This window comes from Paenibacillus sedimenti, from assembly GCF_014534655.1.
In the GTDB taxonomy this organism is placed as follows: domain Bacteria; phylum Bacillota; class Bacilli; order Paenibacillales; family NBRC-103111; genus Paenibacillus_E; species Paenibacillus_E sedimenti.
Genome location: NZ_JACVVD010000003.1, coordinates 51980 through 70918, shown reverse-complemented (window position 1 = coordinate 70918; position 18939 = coordinate 51980). Strand labels below are relative to the sequence as shown.

Here is an 18939-nt window from a genome sequence, read left to right as displayed (position 1 = left end):
AGTCATTATACTGTTTGACTGAGCTTTTTTGCATCGGCGAGGGGAATTTCAGAAGTCCCTTTGCTTTTCTCTAATGTTCATGGGATAATAATCTTTTGCTTAAATCTATTTGCTGGAGGCACACATCCATTGGCACGGTATCCCTTTGCATATGATCGCGGACAACCCTATTTTCAGCAGGTTTCGGACTGGATCGCCGATATTTTCTATGAAAAATTGCCGGAAGCGGGCTTTGAAGTTCGCGATGAACAAATTTATATGGCGTTTCAGCTGGAACGCGCTTTTGCCGAGAAACAAACGATTTTTGCCGAAGCTGGCGTAGGAACGGGCAAAACGTTAGTTTATTTATTGTACGCCATTTGCTATGCCCGATATATGAACAAACCCGCGATTATCGCCTGTGCCGATGAATCTCTGATCGAACAGCTGGTGAAGCCGGGCGGGGATATCGATAAATTATCCCGACATTTGAACATGGCGATCGATGCGAGACTTGCGAAGTCGCCGGACCAATACGTTTGTCTGGTGAAGCTGGACGAAGCCCGGTTAGGTCACGAAGATGTAGGACTCTATAAGGATCTGCACGAGAGCCTGCCTGAGTTCGTCCATAAGCACGAAGCATTGCAATCCTTTCATGCGTATGGGGATCGCAAGCATTATCCGCATTTGAACGATGAGCAGTGGAATCGGATTGGCTGGGATACGTTCCAAGATTGTTTTGTTTGCGACCTTAGACACCGGTGCGGCCAGACGCTTTCGCGGGGGGAATACCGCAGGGCTGCCGATCTGATCATATGTTCCCATGATTTCTATATGGAACACGTGTGGACTTACGAAGGACGAAAGCGGGAAGGGCAGCTGCCGCTGCTGCCTGATCATTGCACTGTCGTTTTCGATGAAGGGCATTTGTTGGAATCGGCCGCACAGAAGGCTTTAACCTATAAACTGAAGCATATTGTGTTCGAAGAGCTCATTACACGTTTGCTTAAAGGGGAAGTTCGCGAGACACTAGCGGTTCTCATCGATGAAGCGATTGATCAGAGCGAAATGATGTTCAGGGTGCTGGAAAGCAGCTGCCAGCCAATCGCGGGATCGGATCGCAAGCAGATCATGATGAGTGAACGATTGCTTCAAGAAATTCACCGTCTTTGCGAAATCCTGACGGCTATTGAAGAGGAATTGGTGTTCGAAAGCGAGCTCTTCACGCTGAACGAATATCAACTGCGGATCGTTGAAGAGCATTTGGAAATGATGCAGAAAGCATTAGGCTTGTTTCACCACGATCAAGCGTTCATTTGCTGGGCTACAGACAGTATAACCGGACTCAGCTTGGTGGTGATGCCAAGAACGGTGAAAGAAGTGCTTCGCGAACGAGTGTTTGCGAGTAAAATGCCCATCGTCTTCTCATCGGCGACGCTATCGGTTGAAGGATCTTTTGATTATGTGGCTAGCAGCCTAGGCCTCGACACTTATTTATCTTTCTCTGTCAATTCTCCTTATGACTATCAGGAGCGAATGGAAGTGATTGCCCCGCAGTGGTCTGCAGGAGGAACGTTTCAAGAGAAAATGGAAGCCGCGGTTAAACTTTTGATGCGAACGGAAGGGCGAGCCCTAATTCTTTTCCCGGCGCAGGAAGAACTGCAGAAGTTTAAGCGGGAAATCGTTCTCCATACGGAATGTGCAGGAATGCGCTTCTATTTCGAAGGCGATCAGGAGATAAGTTCGCTTATCGCAGCTTTCCAAGATGACGAGCACAGCGTGCTAGGGGCAGTCAGTTTATGGGAAGGACTTGATGTTCCTGGACCATCGCTCTCGAATGTGATCGTCTGGGCGCTGCCTTTCCCGCCGCAAGATCCGGTCTTTATGGCGAAGCGTCAAGCTTCAGATGTACCTTACGAAGAGGTAGACATTCCCTATATGCTGTTGCGCCTGAGACAGGGTATGGGGCGATTAATCCGATCACGAGAGGATCGCGGTATTATCGCTATTTTCAGCGAGGAGTTGCACCATGATCCGGTACTGAGGGAACATATTGTCCGCGTGCTGCCGGAAGGTGTTTGTCTGACTAACGTCTTATAACATAAGAATCTATCGAAGGCAACTGTTCCTTACAGTTGTCTTCTTTGTATTTGTGGAAAAAAGAGGGAAATCAGTGGTGGAATCGAATTTCTATTCTTCAATAGATGAAAAATTATTCAAAACGTACTAAAATGACAGCATGAGATAAATCCAAATGACAAGGTGAAATCAATGAGAATAGCTTTTTTTGATTCGGGAATTGGCGGCATTTCGGTATTAGCCGAAGCCATGAAACGATTACCGAAAGAGGACTTTTTATATTTTGCGGATACGCTTCATGTTCCCTATGGGACTAAATCGAAAGAAGAGGTTAAGTCCTATATTCAAGAGGCAGCAGTTAGAATTATGAAGGAAAATGTGAAAGCTCTAGTTATCGCTTGTAACACGGCAACAAGTATTGCCGTTACAGATTTGCGAAGCGCATACGACGTTCCCATTATCGGAATGGAACCTGCTGTTAAACCTGCTGTTGAAATGAACCGTTTCACTGGGAAACGTGTGCTCGTTTTTGCTACTGCCTTAACGTTGAAACAAACCAAGTATTCGGAATTAATTTCCCGGGTTGACGATCAGAGTATTGTGGATTCCTTGCCGTTACCTGAGTTAGTTGAGTATTGTGAGAAATTGGTCTTTAATGAGAACGTATTGGAGGATTATTTTACGAATAAGCTTTCCGGATTCGATCTTAGCATGTATGGCACCGTTGTTCTTGGCTGCACCCATTATCCATTTTATAGGAATGTGCTAAAAACACTTTTACCTGACCATATCCAAATTGTTGACGGCAGTGCCGGTACCGTTAGTCGACTTTCGCACATATTGAAAGACAAGGATCAATATAATTCGAACGGACAATCGAATGTGAAATTTCTATGTTCGAGTGATGACCTTGGCTATATTCAAAAAATGGAACGCGCTCTGGAACGATTTCAAAGCATGAACTGACATTGTATGATTGGAGGATACTTAAATGTTTAGTAATCAGATAAACGACGATATTCATCTGAAGTTATTGGAAACGAGATTTGCTGATGAGCTGTTTGCTCTGTCGGATAAGAACCGGGACTATCTGAGGGAATGGCTGCCTTGGTTAGATGCAACTGTAAGTGTGGAGCAGACGAGGAATTTTATTCAATCTACGCTAAAAGCCTATGCGGACAACAATGGATTCAATTGCGGAATTTTTTATAAAGGCCGAATTGCCGGATGCATTGGATTACATGGAATCGATTGGATTAATAAAAAGACTTCCATCGGCTACTGGCTCGGGGCAGATTTTCAAGGGCAGGGGATTATGACACTTGCTTGTAAAGCGGTTATCGATTATGTGTTTAACGATTTATCCCTTAATCGAGTCGAGATTAGAGCTGCGGAACATAATTCGAAGAGCAGGGCTATACCAGTAAGGTTGAACTTCGTGTACGAAGGTAAGGTGCGTCAAGCGGAATGGCTTTATGACCATTATGTCGATCATATGGTTTATGGTTTATTGAAGGAAGATTGGAATCTCCATCTTAACAAATAGCACGGATGATCAAAAAACAGATTGTAGAGTAGGCTACAATGTGTTTAAGAGAAAAGATGGAGGTTTGAAGTCAATATGGAAGCTTACCAAAGGATCCAAGACGCAATCGAATTCATAGAAATGAATCTTTATGATGAGCTTAGAATTACAGAAATTGCAGGAAAAGCGAGCTTTTCCGCGTTTCATTTTCAGCGTATGTTCCAAGCCATTTCCGGGTTTTCGGTTCATGAGTATATTCGAAAACGAAGGCTTTCCGAGGCGACTGCTTTACTGAAAGAAACCGATCGGAACGTGTTGGATATCGCGATTTCTTGTCAGTATGGCTCGCAAGAAGCTTTTACGCGGGCATTCGAGAACTATTTTGGGATAACACCCGCTAAATACCGGAAGTCGGATTACCACATTCATATGCAAAGTAAAATTAATTTTTTAAACTACCATTCCAGGATGCTAGGGGAAATGAATATGAACAAACCTACGATTGTTCATTTAAATCAAATCGATATTATTGGGTATGAGTACACAACGAATTTAAACAATGAGACTTACTATAAGGAAATCCCGGGATTTTACGATGAATTTGGCAGAAATCAACATTACCTGCGGATTCCGAATAAAACAGCTCCGGATATGGCTTATGGAATTGCATGCAAATTCCAGGATGACGGTACTTTCTCATTTATTGTCGGCGAACAAGTAGAGCCGTCGGATGATGTGTTGGACCCGGGTTTTGTTCGTTTTGAGCTTCCTGAGGGCCAATATGCCGAATTCAAAGTGAACGGATCAACGGATCTCGTTCAACAAACAAGGCAATATATTTATGGAACCTGGTTGCCGAACTCCAATTATGAACGGAGAGAAGGGCCGGATTTTGAAATAACGGACGTTCGTCACTCCATGTTCCCGCACGGACTTCAGATGAAAATATACATACCGATTTGAAGTTAACAAATTAAGCCTACCCAGTGGAAGATATAAAACCGAATCAAACACATAAAATTACATAATATATGTTATGTCATCAAATGAAAATCGCCAGTCGAAGTGAGAAACCACTTTGGCTGGCTTTTTCTCGTGTATTAGATAAAAATACGATACAGCTAAAGAAGGCGCTAGCCTTCATAGCTGAATAATCCTTAACCTTAAAGCGAATAATTCCTCTAAATGCAAAAACTGGGACCGTGTTCTATCATTTCGAAGATAACTATGGAGAGGTGGCTTTAACATGAGTAAAGCAGCTTATTTGCGTGAACCCATCCAACGTAAGTTATTATTCAGCACAGGTTTAAGCTGGTTGTTCGATGCGATGGACGTGGGCATCATCTCGTTCGTCGTTGCGGCGCTTGCTGTTGATTGGAAGCTAAGCGCTCAGCAAATTGGACTGTTAACGGCCATTAACTCAATTGGAATGGCCGTCGGAGCCGCAGTTGCCGGCTCGCTAGCCGATAAATATGGTCGTAAGGCCATACTGCTTGCCACGCTGCTTATTTTCTCTGCCGCTAGCGGCCTATCTGCGCTAGCTACAAGCTTTGTCGTATTATGTGTCCTCCGTTTCATGACCGGATTCGGTCTTGGAGGGGAGCTACCCGTAGCTTCAACGCTTGTCTCTGAGTCGGTTCCTGCCGATCAAAGAGGGCGTGCTGTCGTACTACTCGAAAGTTTCTGGGCATGCGGCTGGATCGCCGCGGCGCTTATCGCATACTTTGTTATTCCTAATTACGGCTGGAGGGCGGCATTCATCATCGGCGCCTTACCGGCGTTCTATGCCATATACCTCAGACGGGCTATTCAGGATTCTCCTCGATATACCGGGCAGCGAAGCCGGAAGTTATCGTTCGGAGAGCGGGCGGCTGCCGTATGGTCGTCGAAACATCGTCAATCCACGGTTACACTTTGGATTTTGTGGTTCATGGTAGTGTTTTCCTACTATGGCATATTTCTATGGCTTCCTACAGTTATGGTACTGAAGGGATTCGGGCTCATTAAAAGCTTTCAATACGTCTTCATCATGACATTGGCCCAATTGCCCGGTTATTTTACCGCTGCTTATCTGATTGAGAAATTCGGGCGCAAGTTTGTGCTCGTCTCTTATTTGCTCCTGACGGCAGCCAGCGCATTATGGTTTGGCGCTGCAGAAACGGAGGGGATGCTGATCGTTTCCGGTATTTGCCTTTCCTTTTTCAACCTTGGGGCATGGGGGGCTCTGTACGCATATACACCAGAGTTATATCCGACTTCGGTTCGCTCCACCGGTGTCGGGCTCGCCGCTGCTTTCGGGCGTATAGGCGGTATTATCGGGCCTTACCTAGTAGGCATTTTAGTGGCGAGAGGGGTCGTGATGAGCGTGATTTTTATGGTGTTTTTCGTTGCGATCGTGATCGGAGCACTTGTTGTACTATTCTTCGGCAAAGAAACGAAAGGCATGGACTATTAACTTGAAGCGGAGAGGTGTGCCGATTGCAGCAGGAATAGAGAAACTCCAGGCTTGACGATATAGGGAAGCTAGCTAACAAAGTCGTAAGTGCAATGACTTCGGCTTAAAACGCTCATGGCGGTCAAGAACAAACCATTCTTGCCTTGTATACGACCATGTATCATTGAGGTGCAATTGTTGCGGCCCCTGGCTATACGGATCCTGTTATCTTTACTTCCGGCGGAAATCCTTACGGTACGAGTGTAACGCTCGATCAATACGGCAAGATTGTTGAAGATGCACAGAATTCGGTCAAACATCAAGCTAAACGGACGGTATCCGTAGCTCGCGTGTGGAATATCAATACTTCATGGATTTATCCACCAATAATAGAGATGATATTATTAACACTAAATAATAAATCATTTCCATTTCCTCTGCTACTGGTTTAAATGTAATAAAATTAATAATAATATTTAGCACAATTGAAACAAGAATTACTAAAGCCAGAATGATAATTTTTTTATTTATAGTTATTCCCTCCTAATGTGAACAAACCATCCAGGAAGTCCTATATGGTTTGTTCGTTCTTTTGTTATTTTGGCTCTGTTAAACTTTGTTGTTGATTTTCTTTATTTAAGTAACGGGCCTTAAAAAAGAGCGGAACTGCGAAGGTTCAGTACTCACAGAAACAACGATTCTGTATGAAATTTCATATAAAATCGGGCTCTTCGCTTCAATTAGAGCTTTTGTGTATGATTTTTCGTGTATAACTATGGAAATTACCATTTGAATGATAAATCTGTATGATTTTTCAAGTATATATATAGGGGAACGATAGTTTCGAATTGATCGCTAATTGTTAACTGTATCAGGTGTTATGTAAGTAGCACCTGAATCGACTGTTACCAATTGCGCCTATAAAGAGTATGAGTTGGCCAACTCTTATAATATAGACTGCAATAAACAATGAAAAGTTACGGATAAATGTAAAAAAATCTTTTAAATGGAAATAAAATGTTTTTCGCATTATTAATTGTGATACTAAAACAAGCTTGAATTATTTTAGCGTTCGGAACCCATTCTAATGTCGCGTCAAATCTTCCGTTTCAAAAAGTAAAGTGGGAAGGAATTTATTCGTCCACAGTATCAGGCCTTTTGCGACTTGTTATACGCTAAGGAGATATAATTTATATGGACGCGGGGATCTGCTAGGTCGTGACTATGAGGGAATTATCGGCAAATAGAAATACATCACTCGTGAACTTAATACTGATATAGTCGTACTTGAATATGAAACGCTTGTTCATAGGTAACTTCTAGTCATTTCCAAACAAGATGGGGAGTCGGTGTCGGGCAGGCGAAATAAAGATTGACGGCGGTCTGCCTGTCTTTTAAAATTTGAGACGATTATATTATAAGTTCGAAACAGAGCATATTGAATTTTTTACGATCTTTCTTTTGATATGATGCTTACATGAAACAACACACGATCAGAAGAGAGGGGCAATGACATTGAAAAAGCTAAGCCAGATCGCAGTAAGCGCCATCTTAATCGGAGGTATGCTCGCAGGCTGTTCCAACCAGGGAGATAACGGAGCTGCGACAACAGTGCCTAAAGCGACGGATGCTGCAGTGAAAAAAGAAGAAAAGGTCAAGCTGACCTTTTGGCGGAATTCGGGCAACGATTCCGAAAATGCGGCTTACGATAAGCTGGTCGCTTCCTTTATGGAGAAATATCCGAACATCTCGGTTGAGATGACGCCAATCCCATATTCGGACTATGATACGAAACTGAGGGTATCGATCGCTTCCGGCAGTCCGCCCGATATTATGGCGCTGGATGCGCCGACGCTTGCCTCCTACGCGAATGCGGGAGCGCTTAAGCCGTTAACGGCATACTTCAAAGCAGACGGCAATATGGACGATATTCCGAAATCAACGCTGGCGACCTACACGTATCAAAATGAAATTTATATGGCGCCTCTGACGGAATCTTCCATTGCTATGTTCTATAATAAGAAGTTGTTTCAAGCTAAAGGCATCCCGCTGCCGTCGAAAAATCCGGACGAGCCATGGACGTGGGACCAAGTGCTGGATGCGGCCAAGAAAATCAACGATCCGAAGAGTGGCGTATTTGGCATCGATCCTGCGCAAGGGTTCAATAATGCGGGGGCAACGGCATATTTCAAATATCCGATCATTTGGCAATTCGGCGGCGAAATCATGAGCCCTGACGGCAAGACAGCCAAAGGCTATCTGGATTCGCCAAAAACGAAAGAAGCGCTGCAATTTTTCTCTGATTTATATAATAAGCACCAAGTTTCAGCTCTGGAGTATCCGCCAGATCCATTTCCGAACGGCAAGCTGGGTATTACGATTGACGGTTCTTGGTCGCTATCGTATCTGAACGATAAATTTCCGAACTTCAAACTCGGCGAAGACTATGATATCGCACCGCTGCCGAAGGGAAGCGCACAAGCGGTTGCGAACGGAAGCTGGGCACTGGGCATTTCGGCGAAAAGCAAATATCCGGATGAGGCCTGGAAATTTGTCAATTGGGTAACCGGTCAAGACGGCCAAAAAACGTACAGCTCCATGACAAAGGATATCCCGTCGCGCTATTCGGCAGCTAAGGAATTCCCGGAACTCAACCAATATCCGAAAAATGTGTTCGTGGTTCAGAATCAGAAATACGGAAGACCGCGCCCGATTACTCCGGTGTTCCCGCAAATGTCAGAAGCGGTGAACAAATTGTTCGAGGAAGTGACGATCGGTAAAAGGAATATCGATACTTCAACAGCAGAAGCGATTAAAACGATCGATAAAGCGTATGCGGATATTGAAGCGCAGAAGAAAAAGTAGTTAATAACATTAAATATTAATGAGGCGAATCATTTATGATCGCCTCTTTAGCATTGTTTAGCTAATACTTATGCGTTTATGATAGATGCAAATTGACAGTCTGATGTCGACACTGGAGGTGAATGTGTGTTTTTCTCATTGCGAAGCCGCTTATTGGCGATTTTCTCTATATTGCTTATCATCCCATTCGCAGCTTTAGCTTATATTCTCAGCAAAGAATCAACGAAAATCATCAAAGTGTCGATTGAATCTTCGACTACACAAACCATAGACCAGTTTGCGTCACATGTCATTACGCTGCTGACACAGGTAGAAGATACGGGCAATCAAGTGATTAGCAGCCGTTCGACACAGGAGTGGCTTGCGGTTCATTTGAATGCAGATAATACGATTCAGGAGCGGGTTTTATCGAAGCAAAGATTACGCGAGTTTTTTTCTTCCTATGCGATCAACAATTCCAATGGCATATCGATCAGTGCGTTTGCCAGGGATGCCGGCGGCTTATGGACGCAGGATAAAACCTATACGGGCAGCGAATGGTTCGCTGAATTCAAGCAGCATAATAAACGATGGACCACCGCACACAAAGACATCGATCAGCCTGATGAAATCATGCGATCTCGATTTGTGAACAGCTTCGTCTTCCCGCTGGTGCATCTCCAATCGTTACAAAATGTCGGATTTATCAAGATTAATTACCCGACTTCATTACTGCGCTCAACGATCGAAAAAATTCGGTTCGGAGAGACGGGCAAAGTTGTCTTACTCACAAGCGATGGACGAAGTGTACTTAATCAGGACATGGCTGATGATGCACAACTGTTGAAAAACGGTTTAAGCGAGATCGACACCCATTTTGGCAGTGAGATAAGCGGCATTTTTCCGATTCAACAGAATGGCGATTCTTATTTGCTCTTTTTTCGAAAACTGCCTGCGCAAGACTGGACGATAATCGGCACGGTTCCTGAGCAGGAGCTCTATGAGAAAATAACGCACATTCGCCAGACGATGCTCATTGTCACGGTTGCGCTGCTTGTTCTTGCGATGGTTGCTGCGTTTTGGCTGTCGGCAGGCATTACGAAGCCGCTCAGTGCGATGGCCAAGGCGATGAAGCACGTGAGGCGCGGAGAATTCAATCAAGCGCTGCAGTTTATGCCGAAAGTGAAAAAGGGACATAGTGAAGTCAGCTATGTGACCGGCGTATTCGAACAGATGACGCACCGGCTCCGATATTTGATTGAAACGGAATTCGAAACAAACTTGCGGAGAAAAAATGCGGAGTATAAGGCGCTGTTGTTGCAAATTAATCCTCATTTTTACAACAATTCGCTTGAAATCATCAGCGGTCTTGCCGCAAAGAAGCGGGAAGATCTCGTCATGGACGCCACGGAATCACTCGGAAAAATGATGCGTTATTCGCTTAACCTGGGCAGCGATCTGGTTCAAGTAGCTGAAGAGTTAGCGTATATACGGGATTTTTTGTTCATTTTAAAGTTACGGTATGAGGAAAGATTAAGTTTAACTATCGAAGAGGACCCTTTTGCTGGAAGGTATATGATCGCCAAATTCATTTTGCAGCCGCTTGTCGAGAATGCGGTGAAATACAGTCTGGAGAAAGATGGCGTAGCGCGAGTTGTGATCAGGTCGCAAGTGCAAGACGAGCGTCTATTATTGACTGTGAAGGATAATGGCATCGGCATGTCGCCGGAGCTGATCGAAGATTTGCTGGCCGAGGGCAAGAACGATGATTCCGTCGCAGTTCTTAGCAGTGAGGGTCAAAGCATCGGACTTCGTAATGTGCTCTCGCGGTGCAGGTTAAACTATGGCCAACAATTTAAGTTGCACTTAAACTCCAGGATCGGCGAAGGTACGGAGATCATATTAGAACTACCACTAATAAGGAGTTGACATACATGTATCGTGTGATGCTGGTTGATGATGAAGTCGGCGTTCGGAACAGCATCAAAGCCAAGATTGATTGGGAGCAGGCGGGGTATGTCATTGAATCGGAAGCTTCAAACGGGAATGAAGCTCTCCAGCTGCTTGACGACGGGTCGCTTCCGGACTTAGTCATCACGGATATCCGGATGCCCCAGATGGATGGCATTGCTTTCATTCAAGCTTGCAAAGAACAATATCCGCAGCTGAAGATGATTGTGCTTTCCGGATATTCCGATTTTGAATATATGAAGTCAGCGATTCAACTGGGCGTGAAAGATTATTTGTTAAAGCCTGTAGTCCGCAGCGAGTTAATTGCTTTGCTGGCCAAGCTTGCCGCGGAATTGGAAGCTGATAAACATCTGGCACATAAACAGGAGCTGGAAGTGATCAAAAATAATGAGCTTCTGCAGGTCATGCAGGAACACTTAATCTGGCAATTGGTCAAAAATGAGTGGTTTAGCGTACCGGCAGTGAAGGAGCGCATGCAGCAGCTCCAGCTTTCCGCATTGGCCCAAGATGATCTGCATGCCCAGTTTGTAACGGTCGAAATGAGAATTCCGCAAGGCAGGCTTGAGGATTGGAGCGAAAGGAAGGACTTGCTGTATTTGGCTTTTCAAATGTTATGCCGGGAGACCGCTCAGAAATGGCAGCAAGTGTTTCCGTTCTATGAGATTAGTCATCCATCGATGATGCATTTCCTGATCGTGATTGAGGACGCCAAAGGGCATGAGCGATTCATCGAAACGTTCGTCCGCGACCTGAAACGTTATATCAAAAGTTACTTGAAGGTGGATAGTGTGTTTGGAATCGGTGAACCGATTAACGGCCTCAGACTGCTGAAGAACGGATATGCTTCAAGCATGCTGGCCTGGAGTCAAGGCACTGTTCATAACGATCATTTTCAACCGAATACCCGCGTACTGGAACTTACTCATGCTTTTTCGCCGGAAGCGGAAAAAAAGCTGATGCAGACGATTGAAAATTTGGATATGAAATCATTCACGAAGAAGCTGCAGGAGATATTTTCGTCGGAAATGGATACGCCTATGTTTGTTTTCACCTTCCTGTCGCTTAGAATCATTTTGATGTTCAATGCGATCGCCAAAAAGTTTCAGTTCGGCGATACTTCGCTGCAAACTTACTTATGGAATTGCCAAATGACCGTTCGCGACTATCAATCCAGAGAGCAGGTGTTGGAACAGCTCTACGAGATGGCCGAATTGGTGATGAACGAGGTGAAGAGAACCCGGTTTTCCAGCGGACAGCATATGGTGGAAGCGATAGTCAAGTATATTGATGAGAACTTCTCCTATGAACTGACATTGTCATCACTTGCCGATATGTTCCATCTGAACGAGACGTATTTGTCAGGTTTGTTTAAGCAAAGCACAGGTGTAACCTTCAGCGATTATGTAACGAAATTGAGGTTAACCAAAGCCGCGGCGCTGCTTGAAGAAAATGTACTAAAACTAACGGATATCGCTACGCTAGTCGGGTACTCAAGTTCAAGTTATTTCAGTACGGCGTTCAAAAAAAGTTACGGCAAAAGCCCCAAAGAGTACCGGGAACAGTTTCTCCTTTCCCAATAATTTTTCATGTTGGAAGAGCCCACTGCGGATGCAGAGGGCTTTTTTCATGCAAAGATTTTGAAACATAACTAACGAGCAAAGTGAAATGATTGTCAGCGCCGCTTCGGTATAATAGCGTTACAATACGCTTGATGGAGGCTTTATGAAGATAACACCAAGGCTATTGATTGCCGGTTCATCCGCAGTAGTGCTAGTTGGAATTGGCCTTGCCTGCCTGGCTCTGAATCAGGGGAAGGATCAACAAAAGGCGGTGAGTTTTGTGTATAACAGCGATCCGAATTACTACACGGAGAAATATCGTCCGCAGTATCACTTGTCCCCGCCATCCGGTAATATGAGCGATCCGAACGGGATGGTTTACTTTGAAGGCGAGTATCACCAGTTTTATCAAAATAGCGGTCAATGGGGTCATGCGGTCAGCCAAGATCTCACGCATTGGGAGCATCTGCCCGTGGCGCTTGCCCGGGATCCGCTCGGAGAGATTTGGTCCGGCAGCGCGGTAGTGGACTGGAAAGACACGAGCGGATTTTTTGGCGGAAAAGCCGGATTGGTGGCGATTTTCACCCATTTTAAGAACGGCGTCCAATCTCAAAGCATCGCTTACAGCTCCGACAAGGGGAGAACGTGGACCAAATACGAGGGGAATCCGGTCATTCCGAATCCGGGACTGAAGGATTTCAGAGATCCCAAAGTGATCTGGCACGAGCCCAGCCGCGCATGGGTGATGGTTGTTTCCGTTGACAAGCGGATTCATTTTTATACGTCGCCCGATTTGAAGAAGTGGCAAATGACGAGCGAGTTTGGACAAGATCAAGGCTCTCACGCGGCCGTCTGGGAATGTCCGGATTTATTCGAGCTTCCGATTGAGGGAACGAATAAGAAGAAATGGGTGCTTGCGGTCAGCATCGGCAGCAACCCGACAACAAAGGGTTCTACGGCCCAATATTTCATCGGTTCATTTGATGGGAAGACATTTACGAATGAGAATAAGCCGTCTGATGTGCTGTGGACCGACTACGGCAAAGATTTTTATGCGGCGGTGTCCTACTCCGATATTCCGGCTAAGGACGGACGCCGGATATGGCTTGGCTGGATGTCCAACTGGCGCTATCCGTTCGCGATGCCAACCGGCGCGTGGAAAGGAAATATGTCGATTCCCCGGGAGCTCAGACTTAGAAACATTCCTGGTCAAGGACTTCGTATGATCCAGGAGCCGGTCAAGGAATTGCAGGCACTTCGCGGCAAGCCGATGATTTTCGCCAAACAGGAGCTTTCTGCAGGTTCCGGCAACAATCCGTTTGAAGGCATAAAAGGAACTTCTTATGAGCTGGAAACGGAGTTCACCGTGCAGCAGGATGCCGAATTGGCGCTGAAAGTAAGAAAAGGCAGCGAGCAAGAGACTGTCATTCGCTACAACACCAAGAACGCTCAGCTTACTTTGGACAGGACACGTTCGGGCGTTACAACGTTCGAGAAAGGGTTCGCGGAACAAGTATTCGCGCCGCTCACGCTGCAAGGCAACAGAATCAAGCTTCATGTCTTCGTCGATGAATCCAGTGTGGAAGTATTCGCGAATGACGGCGAGGTCGTGCTATCGATGATTATGTTCCCCCAGCCGACCAGCAATGGATTGGAGCTGAGTAGTGTCGGCGGCGGCGTTACCTTGGGTTATGCGCGTTATTATCCGATGCGAACGATATGGCGAGATGAAGATCCAGACGGCCTGAAGCCGCAGCGAATTACGCTGGATAAGGACGTTCTTGACGTGCCTGTAGACGGCAGTGAGAGCATCGTGGCATCCGTCATTCCACTCAGCGCACCGCAATCGATCAGATGGGAATCCAGTGATGAATCCATCGCGAGCGTTGAAACGAGCAGTTCTGGAGCGAAGGTGACCGGTGTAAAAGCCGGAGAAGCGGAGATCACAGCGGTAAGCGCCGATGGCAGCGCTTTGACGACTGTGGACGTGTTTGTTTTTGAGAACAAATAAAGCGGATTGGAGAGAGAGACCATGAATTCTGCGATACACAGAAAAAAATCGTCGCAAAGTTTCCGCAAACATGAGCAGGTCACCGCATTCTGGTTTGTTTTTCCAGCTTTGGCATTGCTGCTTGTCTTTGTGTTCTACCCGATGATTCAGGCGTTTATGATCAGCTTCAAAAATTACTCGTTAGTCGGCTCCGGCGACGTCTTCGTAGGACTCGACAACTATACGGGCCTGCTGACAGACCGTTCGTTTTTGAACAGCCTGAAGCATTCGTTTTATTTCGCCGTCATCGTCATTCCGATTCAAACGAGCATTGCGCTCGGGCTGGCGCTGCTGATCCAGAAAAAAACGGCGGCAAGCGGGTTGTTCCGGACGCTGTATTTTATTCCTGTCGTCATTTCGACAGCGGTGGCGGCCACCGTTTTTAAACTGATTTACAACAAAGAGTTCGGTTTGCTGAACAGTGTGCTCAAAGCCTTGCATTTGCCGCTAACGAATTTTTTGTCGAATCCGGAGACGGCCATGAACGGCATCATCATCTTGGGAATCTGGAAAGCGGCGGGATTCTTCATGATTATTTTCTTGGCCGGCTTGAATAACATTTCCCCCGATCTGTATGAAGCGGCCAAAGTTGACGGAGCCTCCAAGCTGCAGCAATTTTTCAAAATCACGCTGCCGCTATTGAAACGAACGACCGCTTTTGTCGTCATCATGACGACGATCGATGCGATCAAGCTGTCCGGTCTCGTGTTCGTATTGACCAATGGTGGTCCGAACAGCTCTACGGAAACTGTCGTGTTCTATATTTACAAGCTCGCCTTTCAGCAAATGCGAATGGGCTATGCGACCGCTGCGGCATTCATTTTATTCGCGATCGTGCTGATCATTTCTTTGGTGCAGATGAAGCTATTCGACAATGAGAAGGATGAATAGGAGGGGACTACATTTGAATAAATCGCTTGCTTTTTTAAAAATGCTGCTGATGGTCATTATTGCCGTCATCTCTGTCGGACCTATCCTATGGATGGTCACCGGCTCATTGCGTCCGTATCAAGAATTATTCAAGTACACGTCGACGCTGAACATTCATTTGCTTGTTCCCGTCGAGCTGACATTGCGAAATTTTCATAACGTTATATTCAGCGAGAGGAACCCGTTCTTGCGCTATATCGGCAACACGTTCGTCGTTGCATCCGCAGTCACAGTGATGGTGCTGCTGATCAACTCGATGGCGGCTTTTGCATTTGCCAAGCTGCGGTTTCGCATTAAGCCGGCATTGTTTGCATTGTTTATGTCCGCGATGATCATCCCGGCTGAGGTAACGCTCGTACCGAACTATTTGCTGATGCATGATCTAGGCTGGCTTAATTCCTATAAGGCACTGATTGTTCCTTCGATGCTGTCCGTTTTCGGAATCTTTATGCTGCGGCAGTTTTTCGCGGAAATTCCGAACGAAATGATAGAGGCGGCGCGAATCGACGGGGCTGGTCTGCCTCGCACGTTTATCTCCATCGTGTTGCCCGCTGCTGTTCCGGCTTTAATCACGCTAGGATTGATGACGTTCCTCGGTAACTGGGATTCATATTTATGGCCGCTGATCGTCATTAACGATCAGAAAATGCAGATGATCCAAGTGGCGATATCCGCGTTTTCTTCGACCGAAGGGACGGATTGGTCAAAAGTACTGGCGGCGAACACGCTGTCGACGGTGCCGATTTTGTTCTTGTTCTTGTTCTTGCAGCGCTATTACATTCAAGGCATTACGATGTCCGGGATCAAGGGCTGATAGCCAAAGAAAGGAAAACAGAAGATGCAGGAAAGGTGTGGAGGAAGTGAACCAACAGGATAATAAATCGGTAAGACGGATACATGCAGAGCGAGTCCTTCAAGCAAATAAGGCACTGGGGCAGCTAGCCGCAGGCCTGACTGACGAGAGTTTCAGGCTTCGTTATCATTTGATGCCGCCAGCCGGCTGGATGAACGATCCGAATGGCCTTGTCCATTATAAAGGCGAATATCATGCGTTTTATCAGCACTATCCGTATGAACCGAGATGGGGTCCGATGCATTGGGGACACGCCAAAAGTAAAGATCTCATCCACTGGGAGCATCTCCCGATTGCGCTCGCCCCTTCGGAACCATACGATTTGGGCGAGAGCGGTGGTTATGGCTGCTGGTCCGGGAGTGCCATCGACCACGATGGCAAGCTGACTCTTTTCTATACGGGGCATGTCGACGGGCGAACTCCGATGGAAGTGCAATGCATGGCTACTAGCTCAGACGGGGTGAGCTTTGTTAAAAACGAGAATCCCGTGATCAGTGCACCGCCTGAAGAAGGCGGCTTCGGTTTCCGTGATCCGAAAGTGTGGATGCATGAAGGTAGCTGGTACTTGGTGATGGGTTATGGCAAAGACGGCCTAGGCAAAGCGTTGCTATACAAGGCGGACGACCTCCGAGACTGGACGTATATCGGTATCGCCGCAGAGAGCGATGGAACGATGGGCGATATGTGGGAGTGTCCGGATTTGTTTCCGCTCGGTAATCAGAATAAACATGTCCTGATCATCTCCCCGATGAACATGGGGGCGACGAAAACCATGTATATGTCCGGCCGGATGGATTACGAGCGGGGTCAATTCATCGCCGAACAAGCGGAGCGGTTGGATTACGGATTCGATTTCTATGCGCCGCAAACATTCAAAGATGCAAATGGCAGGCGAATCTTGTTAGGCTGGATGAATATTTGGGGGGCAACGATGCCCGAGCAGGATCACGGCTGGATGGGGGCTTTCACGCTGCCCCGTGAGCTGAAGCTTGCTGCAGACGGCACTTTGCTCATGGAGCCAGTGGCAGAATTGACCTCACTGCGTGGAACGCATCGACGCTTGGAGTTGATGGATATCTCAGCGGATACGGTTGTTCCGCTTCCTGACATTGCAGGAGATGCGCTCGAAATGAACGCCGTATTCGACATCGCCGATGCGTCAGGCGTAGCTGAATTTGGCTTTTGGCTGCGCTGCTCGGACGATGATGCAGAACGTACAGAAGTCGCGTACTCGATGACCGAACGCAAGCTCTCCATGGACCGCAGCTTGTCCGGGATTGGTGATTCGGGCGTGAGTGAAGTGCGATTGAATCCGATGGAGGACGGATGCCTTAAGCTGCATATGTTCATCGACCGTTCTTCCGTAGAGCTGTTTGCCAATAACGGTATTAAAACAATCACCAACCGGATCTATCCGGATCCGGCGAGTGTCGGCATCAGACTATTTTCTAAAAAGGGAAACGCCAAATTGGTCAGTCTGGACGTATGGGACTTAGCATCGTCACGATAAAAGAGGGAACAGGCGCACTTGGTGCGCTTCTTTCTTGCCAAGTGTCGACATGAATGTGAACTATAAAAAAGTGTTTGACAACAACTCCGCTTCGATCCTATAATCAAGAAAACGGTTACGTAAACGTTTTTCTGAGAAAAGAGGGTCGAAAATCATGCGTTCCGGCATTAAGCAAGTCGCTGAACATGCGGGTGTTTCCATAGCTACGGTTTCTCATGTTATCAATAACACCCGCTATGTTTCGGACGAAATAAAGCGAAAAGTATACGAGGCGATGGAGGAGCTGGATTACCGGCCTAACTCGGCAGCCAGAAGCTTGCGCAGTCAAAAGTCCAATACGATTGGTTTAATCGTACCGGTGCTTCCTTCGGACACATCGAATTTCTTTTTTATGATGGTTGCGCAAGGCATTCAGTTTACGCTGAAACAGCATGGCTATCATCTCCTGCTCAGCAACAATACGACTGAACAAATTGAAGATGAGCAGGAACAAATCAAATTGTTTAATTCCAAATTAATTGATGGGCTTTTCATCGCTTCCATCGCCGAGGATGTCAGTTATTTGAACGAGATTGTCCGTTCCAACTATCCGGTTGTGTTCATTGACCGCAAGCCGGCAGGGTATAACGGCGACAGTGTGCTCGCTGACGGACTAGGAGGCGCTTATGAAGCCGTGAAAACGCTTATCGCCAAAGGGCATCGCCGAATCGGTTTATTAACGGGGGAGCTCGGTATTACGACGAGCAACGAACGTTATGAAGGTTATCAGAAAGCATTGGCCGATCACGGCATTCCTTGGGACCCATCCATCGTAAAAGTCGCCGAATCTAACTTTGAGAGCGGGTACGAGGGCGTCAAAGCGCTGCTTGCCGAGCATGACATTACAGCGCTGTTCATCGCCAATAATGTGTTGACGATGGGCGCCATGAGATATATACAGGAGCGCCGGATTCAGATTCCGGCAGAATTAGCCGTTATTGGATTCGACGATTATGATTGGACGCAGATCACATCACCGCCGCTGACCGTCATTCGCCAGCCTTCCTATGAGATCGGCGTGAAAGCGGCGGAGATCATGCTGAAGCGGATAGAGAATCCGTCCGCAGGAAGCAAAGAATACAGGCTGCCAACCGCGCTGATCATGCGGGACTCTTGTTAAAAAAAGCTATTACAGCTTTTTTTTGAAGGTTAGAAAAACGTTTACG

At 46.4% G+C, this 18939-nt stretch carries 13 protein-coding genes and 1 pseudogene; all 14 read left to right on the top strand.

Annotation, left to right across the window (positions count from 1 at the left end; translation table 11 throughout):
• Nucleotides 1-129: 129 nt before the first annotated feature.
• The 14 genes and pseudogenes from ICC18_RS08910 (at nucleotide 130) to ICC18_RS08850 (ending at nucleotide 18893) form a co-directional block, all read left to right on the top strand.
• Nucleotides 130-2079: an ATP-dependent DNA helicase gene (locus ICC18_RS08910; protein WP_188174056.1), complete on the top strand. Its 1950-nt coding sequence runs from the start codon at nucleotides 130-132 to the stop codon at nucleotides 2077-2079.
• 171 nt (nucleotides 2080-2250) lie between these two features.
• Nucleotides 2251-3024 carry a glutamate racemase gene (gene murI, locus ICC18_RS08905; protein ID WP_188174055.1) on the top strand — a complete coding sequence of 258 codons (774 nt, stop codon included), beginning with the start codon at nucleotides 2251-2253 and terminating at the stop codon, nucleotides 3022-3024.
• Nucleotides 3025-3049: 25 nt separating this feature from the next.
• Complete coding sequence (locus tag ICC18_RS08900) at nucleotides 3050-3604, top strand: GNAT family N-acetyltransferase (protein WP_188174054.1); 555 nt, start codon at nucleotides 3050-3052, stop codon at nucleotides 3602-3604.
• Nucleotides 3605-3679: 75 nt separating this feature from the next.
• Nucleotides 3680-4546: an AraC family transcriptional regulator gene (locus ICC18_RS08895; RefSeq protein ID WP_188174053.1), complete on the top strand. Its 867-nt coding sequence runs from the start codon at nucleotides 3680-3682 to the stop codon at nucleotides 4544-4546.
• Between the two features lie 283 nt (nucleotides 4547-4829).
• Nucleotides 4830-6038, top strand: coding sequence for a niacin permease NiaP (locus ICC18_RS08890; protein WP_188174052.1), 1209 nt, complete (start codon nucleotides 4830-4832; stop codon nucleotides 6036-6038).
• A 62-nt stretch (nucleotides 6039-6100) separates the two neighbouring features.
• Nucleotides 6101-6364: pseudogene (locus tag ICC18_RS33695) on the top strand (NAD(P)H:quinone oxidoreductase, type IV); the annotation flags it as partial.
• A gap of 1168 nt (nucleotides 6365-7532) precedes the next feature.
• Entirely contained in the window at nucleotides 7533-8882 is a 1350-nt protein-coding gene (locus ICC18_RS08885) for an ABC transporter substrate-binding protein (protein ID WP_223192454.1), read from the top strand.
• Between the two features lie 126 nt (nucleotides 8883-9008).
• Nucleotides 9009-10790, top strand: coding sequence for a cache domain-containing sensor histidine kinase (locus ICC18_RS08880; protein WP_188174050.1), 1782 nt, complete (start codon nucleotides 9009-9011; stop codon nucleotides 10788-10790).
• A 5-nt stretch (nucleotides 10791-10795) separates the two neighbouring features.
• Entirely contained in the window at nucleotides 10796-12412 is a 1617-nt protein-coding gene (locus ICC18_RS08875; RefSeq protein WP_188174049.1) for a response regulator transcription factor, read from the top strand.
• A gap of 142 nt (nucleotides 12413-12554) precedes the next feature.
• A complete protein-coding gene (locus tag ICC18_RS08870; RefSeq protein ID WP_188174048.1) occupies nucleotides 12555-14402 on the top strand; it encodes a GH32 C-terminal domain-containing protein in 1848 nt (615 codons plus the stop codon).
• 21 nt (nucleotides 14403-14423) lie between these two features.
• Nucleotides 14424-15332, top strand: coding sequence for a carbohydrate ABC transporter permease (locus ICC18_RS08865; protein ID WP_188174047.1), 909 nt, complete (start codon nucleotides 14424-14426; stop codon nucleotides 15330-15332).
• 13 nt (nucleotides 15333-15345) lie between these two features.
• On the top strand, nucleotides 15346-16185 hold the full coding sequence (locus tag ICC18_RS08860) for a carbohydrate ABC transporter permease (RefSeq protein WP_188174046.1): 840 nt from the start codon (nucleotides 15346-15348) through the stop codon (nucleotides 16183-16185).
• A gap of 46 nt (nucleotides 16186-16231) precedes the next feature.
• On the top strand, nucleotides 16232-17734 hold the full coding sequence (locus tag ICC18_RS08855; protein WP_312029502.1) for a glycoside hydrolase family 32 protein: 1503 nt from the start codon (nucleotides 16232-16234) through the stop codon (nucleotides 17732-17734).
• A 154-nt stretch (nucleotides 17735-17888) separates the two neighbouring features.
• Nucleotides 17889-18893 carry a LacI family DNA-binding transcriptional regulator gene (locus ICC18_RS08850; RefSeq protein WP_188174044.1) on the top strand — a complete coding sequence of 335 codons (1005 nt, stop codon included), beginning with the start codon at nucleotides 17889-17891 and terminating at the stop codon, nucleotides 18891-18893.
• The last annotated feature ends 46 nt before the right edge of the window (nucleotides 18894-18939 follow it).

Bases quoted from the DNA above. Each gene is read 5' to 3' on its own strand.
- murI (WP_188174055.1), top strand. From the start codon at position 2,251: ATGAGAATAGCTTTTTTTGATTCGGGAATTGGCGGCATTTCGGTATTA.
- ICC18_RS08900 (WP_188174054.1), top strand. From the start codon at position 3,050: ATGTTTAGTAATCAGATAAACGACGATATTCATCTGAAGTTATTGGAA.
- ICC18_RS08895 (WP_188174053.1), top strand. From the start codon at position 3,680: ATGGAAGCTTACCAAAGGATCCAAGACGCAATCGAATTCATAGAAATG.
- ICC18_RS08890 (WP_188174052.1), top strand. From the start codon at position 4,830: ATGAGTAAAGCAGCTTATTTGCGTGAACCCATCCAACGTAAGTTATTA.
- ICC18_RS08875 (WP_188174049.1), top strand. From the start codon at position 10,796: ATGTATCGTGTGATGCTGGTTGATGATGAAGTCGGCGTTCGGAACAGC.
- ICC18_RS08870 (WP_188174048.1), top strand. From the start codon at position 12,555: ATGAAGATAACACCAAGGCTATTGATTGCCGGTTCATCCGCAGTAGTG.
- ICC18_RS08865 (WP_188174047.1), top strand. From the start codon at position 14,424: ATGAATTCTGCGATACACAGAAAAAAATCGTCGCAAAGTTTCCGCAAA.
- ICC18_RS08850 (WP_188174044.1), top strand. From the start codon at position 17,889: ATGCGTTCCGGCATTAAGCAAGTCGCTGAACATGCGGGTGTTTCCATA.